Here is an 18,904-nt window from a genome sequence, read left to right as displayed (position 1 = left end):
TCGACTCCTGATTCGACTTTTGATCCGACGGAAGAATGACTGACCTCCCCACCCAGGCCGATGTACTGATCATCGGCGCCGGCGCTGCCGGCCTGATGTGTGCCTCGGTGGCGGGCAAGCGTGGCCGCAGCGTGCTGGTGCTGGACCACGCCAATAAGGTCGGCAAGAAAATCCTGATGTCCGGCGGCGGCCGCTGCAATTTCACCAACCTGTACACGGCGCCGGACAACTTCTACAGCGAAAACCCGCACTTCTGTAAATCCGCACTGGCCCGCTACACCCAATGGGACTTTATCGCGCTAGTAGAAAAGCACGGTATTCCCTACCACGAGAAAACCCTCGGCCAGCTGTTCTGCGATAACAAGTCCCGGGACATTGTCGACCTGCTGTTGGCAGAGTGCCGGGAAGCCAAGGCGCAGATTCGCACCCGCTGCGATATCCAGCGAATCGAGCCCCTCGAGCCGCAGGGCTTTGCCGTGCACACCTCCTTGGGCAAGGTACTTTGCACCTCGCTCGTAATTGCCACCGGTGGTTTGTCGATTCCTACCATGGGGGCCACCGGCTTTGGCTACGACGTGGCACGTCAGTTTGGCCATAACATCATTCCCACCCGCGCCGCCCTGGTGCCCTTTACCCTGAATCAGCGCGCGTTAAACCGGCAACAGGAATTGCCGGGTACCTCACTCGCGGTGAATGCCAGTTGTGCACAGGGTGCCTTTCACGAACAGATGTTATTTACCCACAAGGGGTTGAGTGGCCCAGCCGTACTCCAGATTTCCAGCCACTGGAAAGAGGGTATGCCGGTGACCTTTGATCTGGCTCCGGGAATGGATTTGTCAGATTGGCTGGCGGAGCAGCGCAGTACCAAGCCGGAGACCTCCCTGCATACGGCACTGGCGGAGCTGTGGAGTAAAAAACTGGTGCAGTTCTTCCTGCACAGAAACGGCCTGCAAACGAAGCCGCTCAAGCAATACACAGATAGCGAACTGCGCACGGTGGCAGAAAAGCTGCAAACCTGGACGCTGATACCAGAAGGCACTGAAGGGTACCGTACTGCAGAAGTTACCCTCGCTGGTGTAGACACCAATGAGGTGTCATCCCGCAGTATGGAAAGCATGAAACAGCCGGGACTGTACTTTATCGGCGAAGTGCTGGATGTAACCGGTTGGCTCGGTGGGTTTAACTTTCAATGGGCCTGGGCGTCCGCTCACGCTGCTGGTGGTTCGGTTTAATACTCGTCTCAGCGCGATAACGTCAGTACCCCTAAATGACGTTAGTGAATGAACCAACCAACAACTCCTGCGCTTGAAGCCCTTATTGGGTTTAAAGCTTAAACAAGTTGGTCAAGTTCGTTGTCGATTTCCTTATTAAATCGGGGAGTTTACGCTGTAAGAATTTGGACAAAAAAATAGCCCGCGAACTGCGGGCTATTTCATATCTTGTGCCAGCGAATTACATCTTTTCGCCTAGTGGAAGGTGCTCATTCAGGAAGCTTACGTACGCTTCTGACGCAGTAATACGGTTGGCTTTTTTACGGAAACCGTGGCCCTCATCAGGAAACAATACATACTCAACCGGTACGTTATTCTTGCGAATGGCCTCAACCATTTCATCGCTTTCAACCTGCAAAACGCGCGGGTCATTTGCGCCTTGTACTACCAGTACTGGGTTGTCGATTTTGTCGGCATGAAACAGTGGGGAAATACGGCGATGGCGCTCAGCATCTGTTGCCGGATCACCCATTTCGTCATACAGCGCCTTCTTGAAAGATTCCCACCAGGGCGGAATGCTTTGCAAGGTGCGCTCCCAGTTGGTAACGCCGAAAATGTTGATCCCCGCTTCGAATTCATCGGTAAACGCCATCGCTGCCATCGTCAGGTAACCACCATAGCTGCCGCCGATCACTGCGATCTTGTCCTGGTCAACCCAGTCCAGGGACTGCAGGTATTTCTTGCCGTAGACAATATCCTGCAGATCATCTTCCCCATGCTTTTTATCATCCAGGTGGAAAAAGGTCTTGCCGTAACCGGATGAACCACGGTTGTTGACTGCAAACAGCGCGTATCCCTGGTTAACCAGATGTTGCTTGGCCGCGCTGTAGCCCGTGCGGGACTGGCCACCGGGGCCACCGTGAATCCAGATCAAGGCCGGGGCTTTATTCTCAGCACTTGCACCCTGCGGTTTGTACAGAAGACCCGGAATTTCAAGCTCATCAAAACTCGGGAAACGCACGACATCACTGGCAACCAGGTTTTGCTCACTGATTTCCGGATTAAGGGTATCTGTCAGCCGGCTTACCTTGTCTGCACCAAACTCGTAGCTATACAGGTTTGAAGGTGCAGTATCGGAGTTCACGTAAAACACCATGGACTTGCCATCATTGGCAAAGTTCACACTGCGCAGATCCCCGGCGGGCAGGTGCGGCAGGCTTAGGGCTTTACCTGAACGCTGGTCGACAATGTCCAGTTTGGTCTGCGCATCTTCATTAGTCCCGATTACGCGGAAATTGCCATCTTTGGAGTAGTAAACAAAGGATACATCCCAGTCTGCGCTGAACAGTGGGGAGCGCTCTCCGCTGGCAATATCGTAACTCCATGCCTGGCGATACTCGGTAGCCTCATTGGTACCGTACACCAGCTTGCTGCTGTCTGGAGTAAACGTATAGGCAGAATGCTCTACGTTGCCTTCATGCGGGGTGATATGCATCGCAGTCTTCTCTTCCGATTGGAGGTCCACCAGAAATAGGTCAGAGTCCGCATTGCTGTTCGCCTTCGTCATGACCAGCCAGCGTCCATCGCGGCTCACTGTATCCAGGTTCAGGGTGTCGGCATTCTCGAATACTCGGGCTCGTTCATACCCGTCAGTGGAATAGGCATAGAGATCGAACGCGCGCTCGTCTCGCTCGTTAGTAGCAACATAGAACTGCTTGTCATCCTCATGCCAGCCGAAAAACTGGGCCTTGAGCTTGTCACCGGGCGTCAGATCTTTCGCTTCACCGCTTTTCTCTAGAACATACAGGTGGTTCAGTTCATTGCCGCCTTCGTCCGCGGTGTACAGAATTCGCTCATCCTGTGGAAACCAGCTCACTCCGAAAATTGTGTCCTTGTCAGACTGAGTTAGTGCCACCGGCGCCGATCCATCCAGAGGATAGCGGTAAGCGTTGAATACTCCGGACTCATCGCTGCTGACCAGCACCGCCGAGTTGTCATGGTTGATGGAAGAGCCGAAAACCGTAGTGGTTTGGAAAAATTGCTCTGCGGAATAGCGCTCAAAAGAGCCGGTAGACTCGGTGGCATCAGTAACTGTGATGGGTTCAGCACCCCCGGTATCTGCTTTACTCGTGACATCGGGAGAATCTGGCGTACAGGCCTGGAGGCAAAACAACAACGCTCCAAGAGATATGGCATTAAGAGTTGTTTTCATTGTGAAGCTCAATGGATTGAAGTGAGTTATTAAGGTTAACAAACAGGTGTCCGGAAAGTGTGATGGGTCTCACAAAGGGTTGGCGGAATCGAATGGGTCAAGACACATAAGTATTCTTCACAATAAATTAAGCTATGCATCCCGTTGCTCGTGCCTTTTCCCGCCAGCATTGCATCTATAAATGGTTGTTAGTCACAGGTTTTATTTTTAGGTCGAAAAATCCGCCATTTAACTTTGGTTTTTTTGGCACCCACTACGGTACCTATGTGAAAAATCACTGGCGCAATGATGTCGTGGATTGGGTTGTTGCTGGACACTCGCTGGGCAGTACAGTGGCTGCACTATGGGTAGACAGCAACCGAGCGCCCTCCGATGGTATTACCGGGTTGATTCTGCTTGCTGCATATCCGGACGCATTAACGAACTTGGTTGATATACAAATTCCAGTAACTTCAATCTGGGGTAGTATGGATGGTCTCACTACTGAAAGCGATATTGAGGGCAGCAAGAACCAGTTGCCGACCAATACCAACTACGTACGTATTGAAGGCGGCAACCACACACAGTTTTATTACTCCGATACCCTGCAGAATAATGATAACCCTGCTCAGATCTCACGAGAGGCACAGCAGCTGATCATCGAGCGGGAAATCGCCGCGATACTTAACTAAATCGCTGTGTAGAAATGAATGAAACGCGGTGCTAGGCACCGGTTTTTTATGGAAGAGGATACGCAGTCACTAGTTCCATCAGTATTCCTCGTTATAACTCTCAGATTAGATGCCTTCTAGCCACTCTAGCCTTGGGGGAATATGCTTAATTAATGAGTCAAGGCAAACATCTAAAGAAAATCTGCCCTAAGTCATTGATCTTTCTAGGGGCATAATCGTGTTCAAAAGCCATCGGTTTAGTGGAGCGACTTGCGCCAGTGGCTTGTTATTTTTGATTGCGATTTAACCGAAAAGCTGTAACCTGTTGTAAATTAAGAATTTAATATGGAATCTGAAGTGTCCCGAGCTGGAAATAGTAGCCAGGTAGATATAGAGCCAGTGGCTCATTAATAAACTGTTATGCATCTTTACAGGTGAGTGAGTAATATCAAAAGTGTCGATGGAATTATTTATTTTTCTTGCTTTGGATGTAACGTTGGGAACAAGCGATCTAAATGAAGTGGCGAAGAATCTAGAGCCACGAGTTGTCTATGAAGAAAATGTTGATCTCGAAAAACATAGCGGATTCTTGCCAGTTACCTTGAGAGGAAGTAAGTCTGGCGTGGAAACGTATAGTATTGACTATTCAAGTCTAGAAGATTATCTACCAAAAAATGAGAATTTAAGCTCCTCAAACACAAAGGTGCTGCAGCTGCGCTAGGGTAGCAGTCCAGAGGAGAGTGTTGTTGCATTCTATACTGCTTCATTGTTCTCAACTCACTTCAATGGTGTGATTTTTGATCCTATGAGTGGTATGTATCTAGACGAAAATCAGGTGCGCCAGGCACTATCGACCTTAAGCGAAGGTCCGGAGTAGCGCCATGCATAACAAGCAGCGGCAGAGCGACAGCCAACGCTACGCACCTTTTGTCTTACTCGCTGGCGCTCAAACATTAACACAAAATGCGCTCCGCGCTGGCTGCGTCTGCACTGGGCGTTATATGACACTATGAAACCAATATTGATCGCGGTTTTAGCTTTGTTTTTGTCGGGGTGCATACTCCCATACCCGCACTACAACTGGAAAACACCAATTTATACGGGCGTGGTTGTTGATTCTGAAGGTAGGCCGGTAAAACGCGCAGAGGTGTATCTAGAGAACTATCCGGAAAACAAAGCTGAAACAGACGAAGACGGAAAGTTTATTTTGCCTCCGATCAAAGATTTTGAAATGACTGCGTTAATTTGCCCCGAACCTTGTGACACAATTCCGGCAAAACTAAATTTGATCACACAGTCGGGTTCTGGATTCCGCAAGATCACGGAGGTCTATACCTGTCTAGGCCACCCGAGTAGTCAGTGTAACGGGCGTAGCGAGCACTTATATGTCACTATCGAGTAAACATATAACATGGCACTGCAGCCGACAGCTTACTTTGTGCACCTTTTGCGCGGTCGCTGTTGCTCCCATTTTTGCGTAAAATGCGCATGGTTAGAGTGTCTACTTTTTGTGGGTAAGACCAGCGCAGTGATGTCGAGATTCAGATAAGTAGCTAGAAAATGGAAGTTGTAAAAAGTAGGTGTTTCACTGCCGATCGCGCTTGGGGATCGAAACAAATCGCAAATATGCAGGGGATTACTACCAAACTGCATTGGACAGATAAGCCATATAAGTGGCATATAAATGACGGGGAGGAAGTCTTCGTTGTTTTAGATGGTGTAGTAGATATGCACTATCGAGTGAATGGAACTGAAGAAGTAGCTGTATTAGAAGTTGGCGATATATTTTTTGCTTCAGTAGGTACGGAGCATGTCGCCCACCCAAGGGGTGAAGTGCGCGTGCTCGTAGTTGAGAGCGAGTGTAGCGTATAACGAGGCCGGGCAATTTGCTCCGAGCCTGTGGCCCTCCGCGGGACAGCTTACCTTGTGCACGTTTTGCGCGGGTCGCTACGCTCCCATTTTCGCGGAAAACGCGCACAAGGTAAGCCGCTGATCTGAAACCACTTTCGTGGACCGTATTTTTATCCACGAAAGAGGTCCAGCATGGGACATGCCAAAAAGCGTAATTATGATCGTTATACCCTGGCTTATAAGCTTCAAGCCGTTAAGTTAGCCAATCATCCTGACGTTAGGTCAAAGGATGTGGCAGAATCCCTTGGCATACATCCTGTGATGTTCTATCGGTAGCAGATAGAGCACCGCCGCGGAGAGCTGAAGGAAAACAAGCATATGAAGCCTGCCAAACCATCCCCCAAGCGTCGTCCAAGTCGTGCTGACCCAGTAAAGGAAGCTGAAGAGAAGTTGGCTGCAGCTGAGAAAAAAATAAAGAAACTAGAGAGAGAGCTGGCCAATCGTAACGACGAGATTGACCTTCTAAAAAAGGCCGAGCGGTTCTTCCAGCGGATAAAGTAAAGCTCTTTGAGCTGGTTGAGAAGAGCCGTAAAGGTCGTGACGTTAGGAAGCTATGTGATCTGTTTGGTGTGTCGAAAAGCGGTTTCTACGCCTGGCGAAAACGCGAAGACAGCGAGCATCGCAGGCATGATCGCCGTCTCACCGATGCTATTGTGGAGTTGCACCAGGGGTTCCGAAAGGCATACGGGGCCCGGCGGGTACACCAACAACTAAAGCGTAGCGGCTTGTCATGTAGTGTCAGGCGAGTATCCAGGCTCATGAAGTCGGCCGGTATAAAAGGCTCTAGTAGCGGGCTGTATATTCCATTCTAACCAGCGAATTGAATATGCAGCACATGAGTATCGACAGCTTGTTGAGTCGGCAGGTATGACACGGAGTATGAGTCGAAAGGGCAATCCTCTGGATAATGCAATCGTCGAATCATTCTTCCACAGTATGAAGACAAAGCTTGTTCACCAGCGGATGTTCGAAAACGAAATCGATGCGGTGGCTCATATCATTGAGTACATCGAGTTCTACGACCGAGAGCGGCTTCACTCCAGTCTCGGCTATCAATCGCCTTCAGAGTATGGAAAACTGGCGGCATAAAGTTTCCACGAAAGTGGCAGCAGATCACTATTTGAATCGATGAATAAATACTCATTAGGGGTTGGAATGAAAAACTTTGAAGAAATATTTGAACGTAATTTATTTGCTAGTCGTTGGCTTTTAGTGCCGTTTTTTGTTGGGTTGATCGCTGCGGTTTCTGTTTTATTGTTGAAGTTCATAAAAGAGATAGCACATATTGTTCTACATATAAATGAGCTTAGCGGATCAGAGGTTATTCTACATATTTTAACACTAATCGATATTGCTCTTATTGCCAGCTTAATTTTTATAATCGTATTTAGCGGCTATGAAAGTTTTGTTTCAAAAATTGAAGTGGAAGATGATGGAGACCGGCCGGGTTGGATGGGTAAAGTTGGATTTGCAGGCCTAAAGATTAAAGTAATTGGCTCCATCGTTGCTATATCATCGATAGAGTTATTAAAAGTGTTTTTGACCATGACAGAAGACAGCGATCAAAATCTCGTTATGTGGCGTGTAATTATCCACATTACATTTGTAATCTCTGGCACGTTGATGGCTTTACAAGAGAAGCTGACATCCAGTCATTAATCTTAAATTATTAGTCAATGAGGGCTGAGTCCAAAGCCGGCGTTAAAAATGGTAAGCATTCGGGAAAGGAGTTCACTGCCGAACAAGACTACTATGGTGACGTCTTTTGTGTCGTTTTATTTTCGTGCTCGAATAGCACAAAAATAGCCAACTACAAAGCCGCTGATTTGAAACCACTTTCATGGGCCGGAAGCAAAATCCGATGTTGTTATTCCGGCGCTTCTGGCGCTTCCTTGGCGGAGGGCTTTAGCTGATTCCGATCTAGTGCCCCGAAATCAATGGTCGCCGGAAGATAAGTATTACGCCACTCTTCGAGCGAAAGCGGCTTAAAGCGTCCCTTATTCTCTTGCGGAAATCGGATAGGTTGTCCTGGGGTGACACCGTCAAGCACTACCGAATCCCTGACCACGACAGTCCCGTTGACGATGACATAGGGAATCCCCGTGGTTGGCTTAGTTCCTTCTGCATAGTCCGAATTGTCGCGTACATTCTTTGGGTCGAGGATCGTGATATCGGCAACCATGCCCTCCTGTATACGACCACGCTCCTGCATTGCCTTGAGGCCCATGGCGCCAAGGTATTTCGCAGGATTATAGCTCGCTGCGGAAATGGCCTGCATGATAGGTATGTCATTTTCACGGCTTAGGCGGAAACAGGTTCCACGTGTCCCGGAAAGGCGCGGATGTGTGTTGGGTATTTTGTTGTACGGCGTTTCCGGAGGAATGGCATCATCCCAGCCGCTAGGTAACATCATTGCATCACTTGCATAGACCACGCCAGGTAAGGCGCACCATTTTGCAATGTCGTCAGGTGGCATCTTATATAGCACGACCTGTGTGGTGGGCGCTTCGGCGAGGATCTTCTGGTATTTATCAAGAGTATAAAATTCCCCCGACAGTGGATCCTGCATTGTTTCTTCATACTTGTGGCCCAGTTTTTCGACCCAATTCTCGGGCCGAACGAACGCGGCATTGATTGTCGTCTGTCCAGCCGCGTACGGATAAATCTCTCCCCATACGTTGTGCCCCTTTTTTCGCAATCGCACCAATAATTCCTGCACCAGCGGCCAGCCAGGATTGTTGAAGTGGTTGATGCTGACGCCAGCGCCCAAGGCAATGGCGTTAGCCAATACTTCCTGAGCACCATTCACTTCTGTTGTGTCTGTGCCCGGGGTGTAGCGCAGGTGCACCGAGGTTGGACGACCATAATTCGCTCCGACACGCTGAACTTCAAACATTTCACGTGCGGATGCACCAGGCAAATAGCCAACGGTTGATGCTACGCTGATTGCGCCCTGACGTAGGCCTTCGTCGATAAGGGACAACATGCCATTGCCTTTTTCAAGGTTGAGCACCTCATCTGACCATTTTGTTCCCGCCCCACGGCCTTTTACTACAGAAAATGGCGCGTCGAGTAAGTCACTGTCTGGCAGGCCTTCCGTAACCTTATTGCGCGCAAATTCATGTCCGGATCCGGTCCCATAATTCACTGCACTGCGGCCTTCGTGCATCGCATACCATTCAGCGACTCGGGGGCCGTAGGTTCCGGCTTCAAGGTCCATCGCTGTGGTTACACCATCCCGCAGGGCAAACTTGTATCCAATCGGGCGGGTCCAGTGAAAGTGTGTATCAATAAAGCCCGGCGAGACCACCAGTCCTTTCGCGTCGATCGTTTCCTTACCTTTTATCTCTTTCTCGGTGATTACAACAATACGCCCATCCTTTATCCCGACGTTGGCAACATTGTCATAGTTGGTTTCTGGATCCATTACTCGACCATTCTGGATCACCATGTCGAATTGATCGCCTGTGGCGAAACCGGCAAGGGATAGTCCAGCAATGAGGGTGCATAGTAGTTTCGTATAATTCTTCACTAGTGTCTCCGGGAAAAGGTAAGAAAAGATTTATGTGACGTTACGTACTTTCCTGATCATAGCCTATCGCTGGTTACTAGATAAAAAATGCACTAAGCGGCTTTTAAAAAATGGGTGGCGCCTTTATTTTTCAGTGGCATATCTTTCGGGTATTTATTTTTATGCAGATAGGTATGAGTTTTGGTTAAAAGCCATGACACAAAAGGATGCTGTAGTTCGATCTTTTCTTCTTAGATTGTGACAGGAATTGATTGAGTCACGAAATGTCGAGAAACGTAAATAAGTCCGCCGATACTCTATTGCCTGAAACCGACATCTCTGTAAAGTCTATCTCGCAAATGGCTTTACAATTGCCAAAAATGTTATGCACATTATTCAATTTTTCGTGCCAATGTGTTCCGTTCGTTTTGTTGATTTTAGTATTTGTGTAAGAAATTTCTCGGTACGAAGGACCACTAATTATCCTGGGGGAATTTTAAGGCTAGAGAGGTCATCGATCCATCGCGGTATCGCTATAATCACGATAGCCTCTGGGTATGCTCGACTGTCGGACGCCAGCAACTTTTGCAAATCTTGGCTTCAGTATTCATTCTCATTGTGGAATCCACTATAAAGCAGGTTTGGCGTCATTTCTCTTAAAAGGAGTAAAGGAAATGGTAAAACGAATCAGTGCAATCTTGGTACTCTTGGTTGCTGTTTTTGCGGTGGCGCCGGGTTGTACCCGAGATAGTGATGCTACTGTCGCCACCTCAGTAGAATCCTCTGATGAGGACGACGCACTTGAGGTGGCGTTGTGGGGAATGCCTGTTGTCAGTTTTTTTGCACAGAAGGAAGCGAGCTTGCGGGACGTCGGCGCAGAGCCAAACCAAATCACGTATTGGTCAAAACCGCTTGATCACAATGTCAAGTTTCTTACCCCGAACAATGTAACACTCTACATCGCCTCTCATATAGAGACTTTCGATGGGCCGGTGGTATTCGAAGTTCCCGCCGCTGACGGGAAATTGGGTATTTTTGGTTCTCTGTTGGACCCATTCATGGTTCCGCTTGAAGATATTGGTGGTGAAAATGGGATTGATAAGAGTCAGGGCGGTAAGATTCTTATCACGCCACCGGGTTATAGCGAAGCTATTCCGCCTGGATATTTACATGTTCCAAGCGCCCACTACAATACGGTCGCCGGGCTACGGGTGACGCCGGTGTCCTTTGAAGCCGATGATATTGAAGACGCGATCTCGTACATTAAAAAAATGAAGGTGTATCCATTCGAAGGGGATTCTGAAAGTACTGTTTACGTAGATGCTGGAAATAAGCCTTATGACCCGCGTCCACCCTACGACGAAAATTACTTTCGTCTGCTCGATACCTATGTTCAAACCGAGGCCCATAAACCGATCGACGCGTCATTCATCGCCAAGTTAGAACAGATCGGAATTGCCAAGGGTAAAAAGTTTATGCCTGACGACTCCTACGCGAAGGCTGCTACCCGGGCCTGGGAGCAGCTACAAACTGACTTTCGTGGTATAGGGGATCAGTTCTTCCCAGGTGCTCACTGGACGACTCCGGTATCCCCCAGTGAGTCTGCAAGTCAGTTCACCTATGTGGATGAAGATGGAAATTATGATTGGCGTAGTCGCGCGCAAACCTTTCACTGGGCAATTTGGGCACCTAAACATTTAGGGAAAGCGACGTTCTATCTCGTAGGTCAACGGGATGCTGACGGTAATGTGCTTAAGAGTAGCGATACCTATGAACTGGTCGTCCCGCCGGATGTTCCTGCAGCGCAGTTTTGGTCTGTTACGGTGTATGAATTCGAAACCGGTGGCACTTTCTTTGATGATGTGCCCACAGTGGCAATTTCCTCCAAAGACGATGACTTGGTCATCGCTGAAGATGGCACTGTTGCTCTTACCGTTGGCGCAAACCTGCCGCAAGGTAGGCCGGCTACAAACCATATCCCTACCAAAGGTAATGGCCACTGGTTTGCGCTCTTTCGGTGGTATGGCCCACAGCCACAGCTGATGCCAGCTGCCGGTAGTGAGCGCTGGCTGATGGGCGATTTCACCAAGCTTGACTAAGGTCTTGTGTGATCCATTTGCTCCGCCCCACGTGCTTCCCTTCACTAGAAAGCATTATGTTTTTCGAACTTTGACACTTTTAAGAATTAGACAGACGTCTGCAGGGCGTCTTTTTATATATTGAAGTGAAGTTCGTGCTGGTGGGATCGAAGTACGTTTTTCTATTGGTGATTCTAGCCAGGCATTTTCAGTTGGTCCTGCCTGGCTAGCTGTCATCGTCGTGTTAACGGTACCGTTGTATTCGTTACAGTGTGCTAATCCTCTTTCGACCCAATTACTCCTTGTTCTTGCTGTGCTCAATTTCGTAAAGCATACCGCGGCGAGAGGAGTAGAAATGCCAGGTCAGGAACAGGCAGATCACATAGAAAATCAGGAATGCCCACAGTGCGGCCATGGGGCCGCCAGTCATATTGATAGAGGTACCGTAGGCCTTGGGGATAAAGAAGGCGCCGTAAGCGGCAATGGCACTGGTAAACGCAATTATCGCGGCGCTCTCGCGATCCACCTGCTTGTTTCGATCTTCGCCCTGTAGCTGAGGCATCAGCCGCGGGATTTCTTTGCCCATAATCACCGGGATCATCTGGAAGGTGGAGGCATTGCCGATGCCAGTGAGGAAGAACAGGGCCAGGAAGCAGCCGAAGAAGCCCCAGAAAGCGCCGCCCATTTCATTGTTGGTGAGGAAATAAATCACCCCAAGTGTAGCCACAATCATCAACGCGAAGGTCCAGAAGGTTACCCGCGCGCCGCCATATTTGTCCGCGAGCCAGCCGCTTCCGGCACGGCTTAACGCGCCAATAAATGGGCCGAGAAATACCAGATGCAGTGTATTCACATCCGGGAATTCGAGTTTAGCCAGGAGCGGGAAGCCGGCGGAGTAGCCGATAAAACTGCCAAAGGTACCGGTGTACAGGATGCACATCAGCCAATTGTGCTTGCGCTTGAAGATAATCGCCTGGTCGCTGAAGCTGGAGCGGGCGTCGGCTATGTCGTTCATGCCCATCCAGGCGGCAATGGTGGACAGGATGATCATTGGCACCCAGATAAACCCGGCATTCTGCATCCATACCTTGGTGCCTTCGCTGGTGGTCTGCGGCTCGCCGCCGAGTACGCCGAAGACGCTGATGGTAATAACAATCGGCACCAGGAACTGCATCAACGAGACACCGAGGTTGCCGAGCCCCGCATTCAACGCAAGCGCGTTACCTTTTTCTTTGTCTGGGAAGAAGAACGCGATGTTGGCCATGGACGAGGCAAAGTTACCACCACCGAAGCCGCACAACAGGGCGAGGATCAGGAAGATCAGGAATGGCGTATCCGGGTTTTGCACCGCATAGCCCATACCAATGGCGGGAAGCAGTAGCGATGCTGTGGATAATGTTGTCCACAATCGGCCGCCAAAGATCGGCACCATAAAACTGTAGAATATGCGCAGCGTCGCGCCAGAAAGTCCGGGCAGTGCGGCTAGCCAGAATAGCTGCGAGGACGTGAAGTTGAACCCGATCGCGGGGAGCTTGGCGACGACCACAGACCAGACCATCCATACCGCGAATGCGAGCAGCAGGGCGGGGATGGATATCCACAGATTGCGTCGGGCGATGGCGCGTCCCTTGGTTTCCCAGAACGCTTCATCGTCCGGGTGCCATTCCTTGAGCACCGTTTCCTTCATGGTACTTTCCCCTTTGTTGAGCAGTTCCTGTGCCTTCTGCTCGGTTACTACCGTGGAGCCTCGTTCACGGTCGGCTTCTGTGCGGAATTCTGTTTCGTATTCACTGTGGTGCTCCTCGGCTTTTATCGCCAAGTGCATCCAGATCAACGAGAACACCACGATGGCGAAAAGAATCGCAAAGCAACTGGTATAGATGCCCGTAAGATCCAATGCCATACCAAAAATTATAGGGAGGATGAACCCACCCAGCCCGCCAATCATACCGACCAACCCGCCGACAGAACCCACATGATGGGGGTAGTACACCGGGATGTGCTTGAAAACGGCCGCCTTACCCAAGCTCATAAAGAAACCGAGAATGAATAGGGTGACCACAAAGGGCCAGAGCCCCATTTCGGTAGCGAAGGTGAGTGGGCCACTCTTGGTTTGAATGATGTACTGCGTCGGCGGGTATGACAGCATAAACAACAGGAACAGCGAGAAGCCGAAGGTCCAGTACATGACCGAACGTGCGCCGAATCGGTCAGACAAGTGCCCGCCGTAGGCGCGAAACAGCGATGCCGATAGCGAGAAGGCCGCGGCACACATACCTGCAGTTTTTAGATCCACTTCATACACGTCGATGAGATAGTGTGGAAGCCATAGTGCCAGCGCAACAAAGCCCCCAAATACGAAGAAGTAATACAGGGAAAAACGCCACACTCGAATATCTTCAAGTGGCTCGAACTGTTCCGAAAGTGAGATGGGCTTTGTGCCAGCCGCTCGACGTGCGATTAGTTGCGGTTCATCTTTGGCAAATAGGTAGAAAATTACCGCCATTAGTGCGAGTGCGCCGGCCCATACATAAGCCACTGCATGCCAGCCAAAGGCAACCAACACGAAGGGTGCGAGAAATTTGGTGACTGCCGCGCCCACATTACCTGCACCAAAGATACCCAGCGCCGTGCCCTGCCGTGCCGATTCAAACCAGCTGGAAACGTAGGTCACACCGATGATGAAGGAGCCTCCCGCCAAGCCGATGAACAGTGCGGCGAGGAGGTACATAGGGTAATTGTTTGCCACCGTAAGCAAGAGGGTGGCGATTGCGGTGAGCAGCATTTGTAGTGAGAACACCATGCGGCCGCCATAACGCTCAGTCCATACGCCGAGGATCAATCGGGTCAGGGATCCAGTGAGAATGGGTGTGGCAATGAGAATGCCCAACTGGGATTCGCTGAGTTGCAACTCTTCCTGGATGGCGATACCGATGATCGAGAAGATTGTCCACACCGCAAAGCATACGGTGAAGGCGATCGTGCTCAGCGTGAGCGCGCGGTTTTGATCGGATTTTGAGACGGTAGACGGGGCATCCATGATAAGTATTCCCTGCGGCAACCAGACGGTTCAATAGGCTTACACGATGTTTCTGTCTAGGGTGCTTACGCGATAAAAATAAACAGCGAAATTAGTATGCAAATGATCGCGACCACAACCCAAATCACAGGCCATTCGCGACCTTGCTTACCCGTCGAGGAGATGCTCTCCATCGGATCTCGTCCCTGCTGGTCTGGCCCGTACGATTCGTCAGTCTTCGCTCTCAAGTCCGGGTTGAGGTCGGAATCTTTCGGTGGCTTTCGATCACTCATGTTCTGTACTCACGTTGGCAACGGCATCCGCTGCAGAATCAATTTGCACACCCTCGATATCGGCTCGCTGGGCCAATTCGGCAATGTAGTGAGAGGCGGAGTTCACCCAAGCGCGCGCTTCCAGCATGTCGAATATTTTTTCCCGCGCCATATCGAAGGGTAGGATCCGCCCATTGATCTTTCGGTGCAGGCGGATCAGGTGCCAGCCAAAGCGGCTGCGCACGGGTTCACGAAAGATCGTGCCCTCGGCCAGGGTCTCCAGTACGTCATGCAGTACCGGCTCTAACTCGCCACGGCGAATTTGACCGAGTGAGCCGCCCTGATGGGCGGTGGGGCAACCGGAAAACTGCTCGGCCGCTTCTGAAAATGCCTGTGCATCATCACCTAACTGTTCAATGAGACTACGTGCGGACTGTTCGGCCTCTTGCCAGGCTGATTCGCTTTGCTCATTCGGTTCAATCAGGATATGAGCCGCTTCAAATAGGTCTGGGGTGCGGAAACGATGGGTTTGCGTGTCGTAATAACGGCGACACTCTTCTTCGTGGACCTTTTCCGGTATCAGTACCTCCTCGAGCAGTGTGCGCACTCGGGCATCGTCATCGGTTTCGCTGCGATCATCGGTCTCTTGCTCGGCATCGCCGTGGACTCCCGCAGCGATATTGCGATCGCTCGCTTCTTGTAACAGCAGGGTTTTGATTACCAGTGCGCGAGCGGCCGCTTGCCAGGCGGCCTCGGCGCTATCGGCGCGGTGGTGTTGCATTTCCCGCGAGATGACATGTTCACCGATCGACACACCATTCACCGTAACTTCGCCGAATGAGAATGTGGGCAAGGGTTCACTGGAACCGGTGGCGCAACCGCAGCCACCGCTTTCACAGGCTGACGGCATTTTGGGCTCAGGATGTCGATCGGTAACATCTACGGCCGGGATCCCCACTGCGGGGATTTCCACATACTGTACGGCGCTGTCTTTGTTGTCGGTGCTCATAGAATGCTATTTACTCAGGATTTTCTGGAGGCGACAGAGGTTGGCGCTGAGCTTGGCGGTGGGGTGTTAGTACGGCGCGCGAGCCGCCGTGACCGAACGATTTGGTAGCCTGGGCGCAACACATAGGCAAAGGGTGCACTGAAGACATGCACCAGGCGCGTAAACGGCGTGATGGCGAGTAAAGTCAATCCGAGAATGATGTGCAGCTTGTACACCAGGTGTGCATCAATGATCAGGTTGGCGGCCTCTGGATTGAAGGTAACTACCCCCTGCGCCCACCCCATAAATAGCACCATGGCGCTGCCGTCCATATGGTCGATGGTCCAAAAAATGGTGGCGATCCCCAGCAGCAACTGTAGCCACAGGAATACCAATACCAGAATGTCCCCCTTGGAAGAGCTCTTGCGAATGCGCGGGTAGTACAGCCGGCGGTGCAGAAGCAATGTGCAGCCAATAAAGCCCAAGATACCAGCGATACCACCCACACTGAGTGCCATCCACTGCTTGAAACTGTGGCTGATACCCAGTGCGTCGAACACACCAATCGGGGTGAGCAGGCCAACAAAGTGACCGAATAGCAGCACGAGGATACCAAGGTGGAAGAGGTTGGACCCCCACATCATTTGCTTGCGACGCAGAAACTGGGACGACTGAGATCGCCAGCCATACTGCCCCTTGTCGAAGCGAATGATACTGCCGAGTATCATGATCGTCAGGGCGACGTAGGGGAACCACCCAAATAACAGATAGTTGATAAAGTCGTGCATGAATGTGCCTCGTCTGCCTTTCTCAGGTGTCGCTGGAGGACACGATTAATTTACCGGCGGCCTTCAGGCGATCCACAATCTTGTTGACCGGTTTGTGGGGTTGTGAGGCCATAAACGTCACTTGTTCTTCCTCCCAAACCTCATCAATTGAAGTCTTCTCTGAAGCCTTGGCGCGTTCCACCAGTTCACGCACTGCTTCCGGGTCAGGTTTTTCCTGTATAAGTGTGAGCAGTGCGTCGAAGATTCCAGCGTACTCTGCATCGCGCTCCTGAAGCCGTTCCTTCAGTGCAGCAAATACGTGGGATGGCTGGGATAGCCAGTCGCGGGCCTCATCGATCGTAAGACAGGAAGTAAACTCGAGAAACATGGGAATAAAGTCTGGAAGTTCATCCCGCTCAATGTAGAAACCGCGCTCTATATACTCCTCGCCAAGGTCGAGCATGGCCTGGCCGCGATCACGGCTCTCTCCGTGAATGTGCTCAAAGAAATGCAATGATAGTGCGCGGGAGTTGTCGAATAACTCCGAGTAGTTCATCTGCAGTTCAAGCAGCGGCAGCACTTCAAAGTTATCCATCAACGGTCGCAGCTTCGCCAAGCTTTCCGGCTTCAGAAAACCCTCGGTTTCCAGCGCTTCGCGTACTTCGGAAAAGTGCGTTTTGAGCGACTCGCTCGGGTAGTCGAGCAGTAGTGCCAGAGCGCGTAATGTGCGTATCATCAGGGGGAGTCCGTAAAAGGTTTGCGTGGCATTTTCTTGGGCCCACCAAAGATATCGTTGTTCTTGGTTCGGCCGTTGTGCGGCTCGGTAAAGGCGAAGCCGGAGTTGCCACGGAGGTGATAGGTGTTTTCGTTTTTCTCCCGGTGATTGGTCGGGATTACATAGCGATCTTCATAGGCGGCCAGCGCCATGTACCGATACATCTCCTCGATGGTTTGTGCATCGAGGCCTACGCTCTCGGGGATCGAGTTATCAGTAACGCCGTTGACACTTTTGGCTCGCATATAAGCACGCATGGCGAGCATGCGTTCGAGCGCCGTAGCAATCGGTGCTTCGTCGCCAGCGGTGAGCATGTTGGCTAGGTAGCGCATGGGAATCCGCAGGGACTTCACATCTGGCATGCCATTGTTGGTGGAGATCTTGCCGGCTTCTGCGGCGGACTGGATCGGGGACAGTGGCGGGATGTACCAGACCATCGGTAGGGTGCGATATTCCGGGTGCAGTGGGAAGGCGACATCCCACTCCATCGCCATCTTGTAGACCGGTGAATTTTTTGCCGCCTCCAGCCAGGCTTCTGGCACTTCGTCCCTGCGGGCCTGGGCACGCACTTCCGGATCGTTAGGGTCGAGGAAGATCGTGCGTTGGGCTTCATATAAGTCTTTTTCATTCTCCACCGCCGCGGCTTCCTCGATACGGTCGGCGTCATACAGCATGACGCCAAGGTAGCGGATACGGCCAACACAGGTTTCAGAGCAGACGGTGGGCATACCCGCCTCAATACGCGGGTAACAGAAGATGCACTTTTCCGATTTACCGGAGGACCAGTTGTAATAGATTTTCTTATAGGGGCAGCCGGAAACGCACATACGCCAACCGCGGCATTTGTCCTGATCGATCAGCACAATGCCGTCTTCTTCACGTTTGTAGATGGCGCCGGATGGGCAGGAGGCCACACACGAAGGGTTGAGGCAGTGTTCGCACAGGCGTGGCAGGTACATGAGAAAGGTCTGTTCGAACTGGCCGTAGATTTCTTTCTCGATGCCGGAAAAATTGTAATCCACTGAGCGCTTACTGAACTCGCCGCTCAGGTCGTCTTCCCAGTTGCCGCTCCACTCAATCTTGGTGAGTGCCTGGCCGGTAACCATAGAACGCGGTTTGGCGGAGGGCTGGGCCTGCAGTTCCGGTGCCTTCTGCAGCCACTCGTATTCGAAGGTATAGGGCTCATAGAAATCGTCGATTTCCGGCAGGTCCGGGTTGGCGAAGATGTTTGCGAGAATACGCCACTTGGAGCCGGCCTTGGGCTGTAGCTTGCCATTTTTCTTGCGAATCCAGCCGCCATTCCAGCGCTCCTGATTTTCCCAATCTTTGGGATAGCCAATACCGGGTTTTGATTCAACGTTATTGAACCAGGCGTATTCAACGCCTTCTCGACTGGTCCATACATTTTTACAGGTGATGGAGCAGGTGTGACAACCAATGCATTTGTCCAGGTTCAACACCATCCCGATCTGCGCGCGGACTTTCATCACAATTCCCTGTGCTGTTTCGG

At 51.1% G+C, this 18,904-nt stretch carries 17 protein-coding genes; 10 read left to right on the top strand and 7 right to left on the bottom strand.

What is annotated here, in order from left to right; translation table 11 throughout:
• Positions 1–35: 35 nt before the first annotated feature.
• Positions 36–1,232, top strand: coding sequence for a BaiN/RdsA family NAD(P)/FAD-dependent oxidoreductase (locus LCM31_RS00725; RefSeq protein WP_224866714.1), 1,197 nt, complete (start codon positions 36–38; stop codon positions 1,230–1,232).
• Between the two features lie 220 nt (positions 1,233–1,452).
• Here the strand turns inward: LCM31_RS00725 and LCM31_RS00720 are convergent, their stop codons facing one another.
• Positions 1,453–3,423 (bottom strand): S9 family peptidase, encoded by a 1,971-nt coding sequence (locus LCM31_RS00720; protein ID WP_224866713.1) that lies wholly within the window; start codon positions 3,421–3,423, stop codon positions 1,453–1,455.
• Between the two features lie 134 nt (positions 3,424–3,557).
• Between LCM31_RS00720 and LCM31_RS00715 the strand changes: the two genes are divergently transcribed.
• The 8 genes from LCM31_RS00715 to LCM31_RS00680 all read left to right on the top strand — a co-directional run bounded on the left by LCM31_RS00715 (position 3,558) and on the right by LCM31_RS00680 (position 7,643).
• Positions 3,558–4,094 carry an alpha/beta hydrolase gene (locus LCM31_RS00715; RefSeq protein ID WP_224866711.1) on the top strand — a complete coding sequence of 179 codons (537 nt, stop codon included), beginning with the start codon at positions 3,558–3,560 and terminating at the stop codon, positions 4,092–4,094.
• A gap of 439 nt (positions 4,095–4,533) precedes the next feature.
• Entirely contained in the window at positions 4,534–4,794 is a 261-nt protein-coding gene (locus LCM31_RS00710; RefSeq protein ID WP_224866709.1) for a hypothetical protein, read from the top strand.
• Between the two features lie 839 nt (positions 4,795–5,633).
• On the top strand, positions 5,634–5,945 hold the full coding sequence (locus LCM31_RS00705) for a cupin domain-containing protein (RefSeq protein WP_224866707.1): 312 nt from the start codon (positions 5,634–5,636) through the stop codon (positions 5,943–5,945).
• A 171-nt stretch (positions 5,946–6,116) separates the two neighbouring features.
• Positions 6,117–6,260 carry a transposase gene (locus tag LCM31_RS16430; RefSeq protein ID WP_224866705.1) on the top strand — a complete coding sequence of 48 codons (144 nt, stop codon included), beginning with the start codon at positions 6,117–6,119 and terminating at the stop codon, positions 6,258–6,260.
• Positions 6,261–6,302: 42 nt separating this feature from the next.
• Positions 6,303–6,485 carry a hypothetical protein gene (locus LCM31_RS00695; protein ID WP_224866703.1) on the top strand — a complete coding sequence of 61 codons (183 nt, stop codon included), beginning with the start codon at positions 6,303–6,305 and terminating at the stop codon, positions 6,483–6,485.
• A gap of 68 nt (positions 6,486–6,553) precedes the next feature.
• Positions 6,554–6,796: an IS3 family transposase gene (locus LCM31_RS16425; protein WP_224866701.1), complete on the top strand. Its 243-nt coding sequence runs from the start codon at positions 6,554–6,556 to the stop codon at positions 6,794–6,796.
• 55 nt (positions 6,797–6,851) lie between these two features.
• Positions 6,852–7,073 carry an integrase core domain-containing protein gene (locus LCM31_RS00685; protein WP_224866699.1) on the top strand — a complete coding sequence of 74 codons (222 nt, stop codon included), beginning with the start codon at positions 6,852–6,854 and terminating at the stop codon, positions 7,071–7,073.
• Positions 7,074–7,139: 66 nt separating this feature from the next.
• Positions 7,140–7,643, top strand: coding sequence for a TIGR00645 family protein (locus LCM31_RS00680; protein WP_224866697.1), 504 nt, complete (start codon positions 7,140–7,142; stop codon positions 7,641–7,643).
• A gap of 208 nt (positions 7,644–7,851) precedes the next feature.
• On the opposite strand, the gene LCM31_RS00675 is transcribed toward LCM31_RS00680, so the two are convergent.
• Positions 7,852–9,516: an amidohydrolase family protein gene (locus LCM31_RS00675; RefSeq protein ID WP_224866695.1), complete on the bottom strand. Its 1,665-nt coding sequence runs from the start codon at positions 9,514–9,516 to the stop codon at positions 7,852–7,854.
• 653 nt (positions 9,517–10,169) lie between these two features.
• On the opposite strand from LCM31_RS00675, the gene LCM31_RS00670 reads away from it, so the two are divergent.
• Positions 10,170–11,594: a DUF1214 domain-containing protein gene (locus LCM31_RS00670; protein WP_224866693.1), complete on the top strand. Its 1,425-nt coding sequence runs from the start codon at positions 10,170–10,172 to the stop codon at positions 11,592–11,594.
• Between the two features lie 274 nt (positions 11,595–11,868).
• On the opposite strand, the gene LCM31_RS00665 is transcribed toward LCM31_RS00670, so the two are convergent.
• The 5 genes from LCM31_RS00665 to narH form a co-directional block, all read right to left on the bottom strand.
• Positions 11,869–14,613, bottom strand: a complete 2,745-nt coding sequence (locus LCM31_RS00665; protein ID WP_224866691.1) for a nitrate/nitrite transporter — start codon at positions 14,611–14,613, stop codon at positions 11,869–11,871.
• A 264-nt stretch (positions 14,614–14,877) separates the two neighbouring features.
• Positions 14,878–15,873 (bottom strand): peptidylprolyl isomerase, encoded by a 996-nt coding sequence (locus LCM31_RS00660; protein WP_224866689.1) that lies wholly within the window; start codon positions 15,871–15,873, stop codon positions 14,878–14,880.
• A gap of 14 nt (positions 15,874–15,887) precedes the next feature.
• Positions 15,888–16,640, bottom strand: coding sequence for a respiratory nitrate reductase subunit gamma (narI, locus tag LCM31_RS00655; RefSeq protein WP_224866687.1), 753 nt, complete (start codon positions 16,638–16,640; stop codon positions 15,888–15,890).
• A 22-nt stretch (positions 16,641–16,662) separates the two neighbouring features.
• Positions 16,663–17,355 (bottom strand): nitrate reductase molybdenum cofactor assembly chaperone, encoded by a 693-nt coding sequence (gene narJ / locus LCM31_RS00650; protein WP_224866685.1) that lies wholly within the window; start codon positions 17,353–17,355, stop codon positions 16,663–16,665.
• Positions 17,355–18,881, bottom strand: coding sequence for a nitrate reductase subunit beta (gene narH, locus LCM31_RS00645; protein WP_224866683.1), 1,527 nt, complete (start codon positions 18,879–18,881; stop codon positions 17,355–17,357). The genes narJ and narH overlap by 1 nt, the downstream gene beginning before the upstream one ends.
• Positions 18,882–18,904 lie beyond the last annotated feature (23 nt).

It is taken from the genome of Microbulbifer agarilyticus, from assembly GCF_020171345.1.
GTDB lineage: Bacteria > Pseudomonadota > Gammaproteobacteria > Pseudomonadales > Cellvibrionaceae > Microbulbifer > Microbulbifer agarilyticus_D.
Note: the sequence above shows the minus strand (reverse complement) of the source record. Positions and strands in the feature narration are given on the sequence as shown.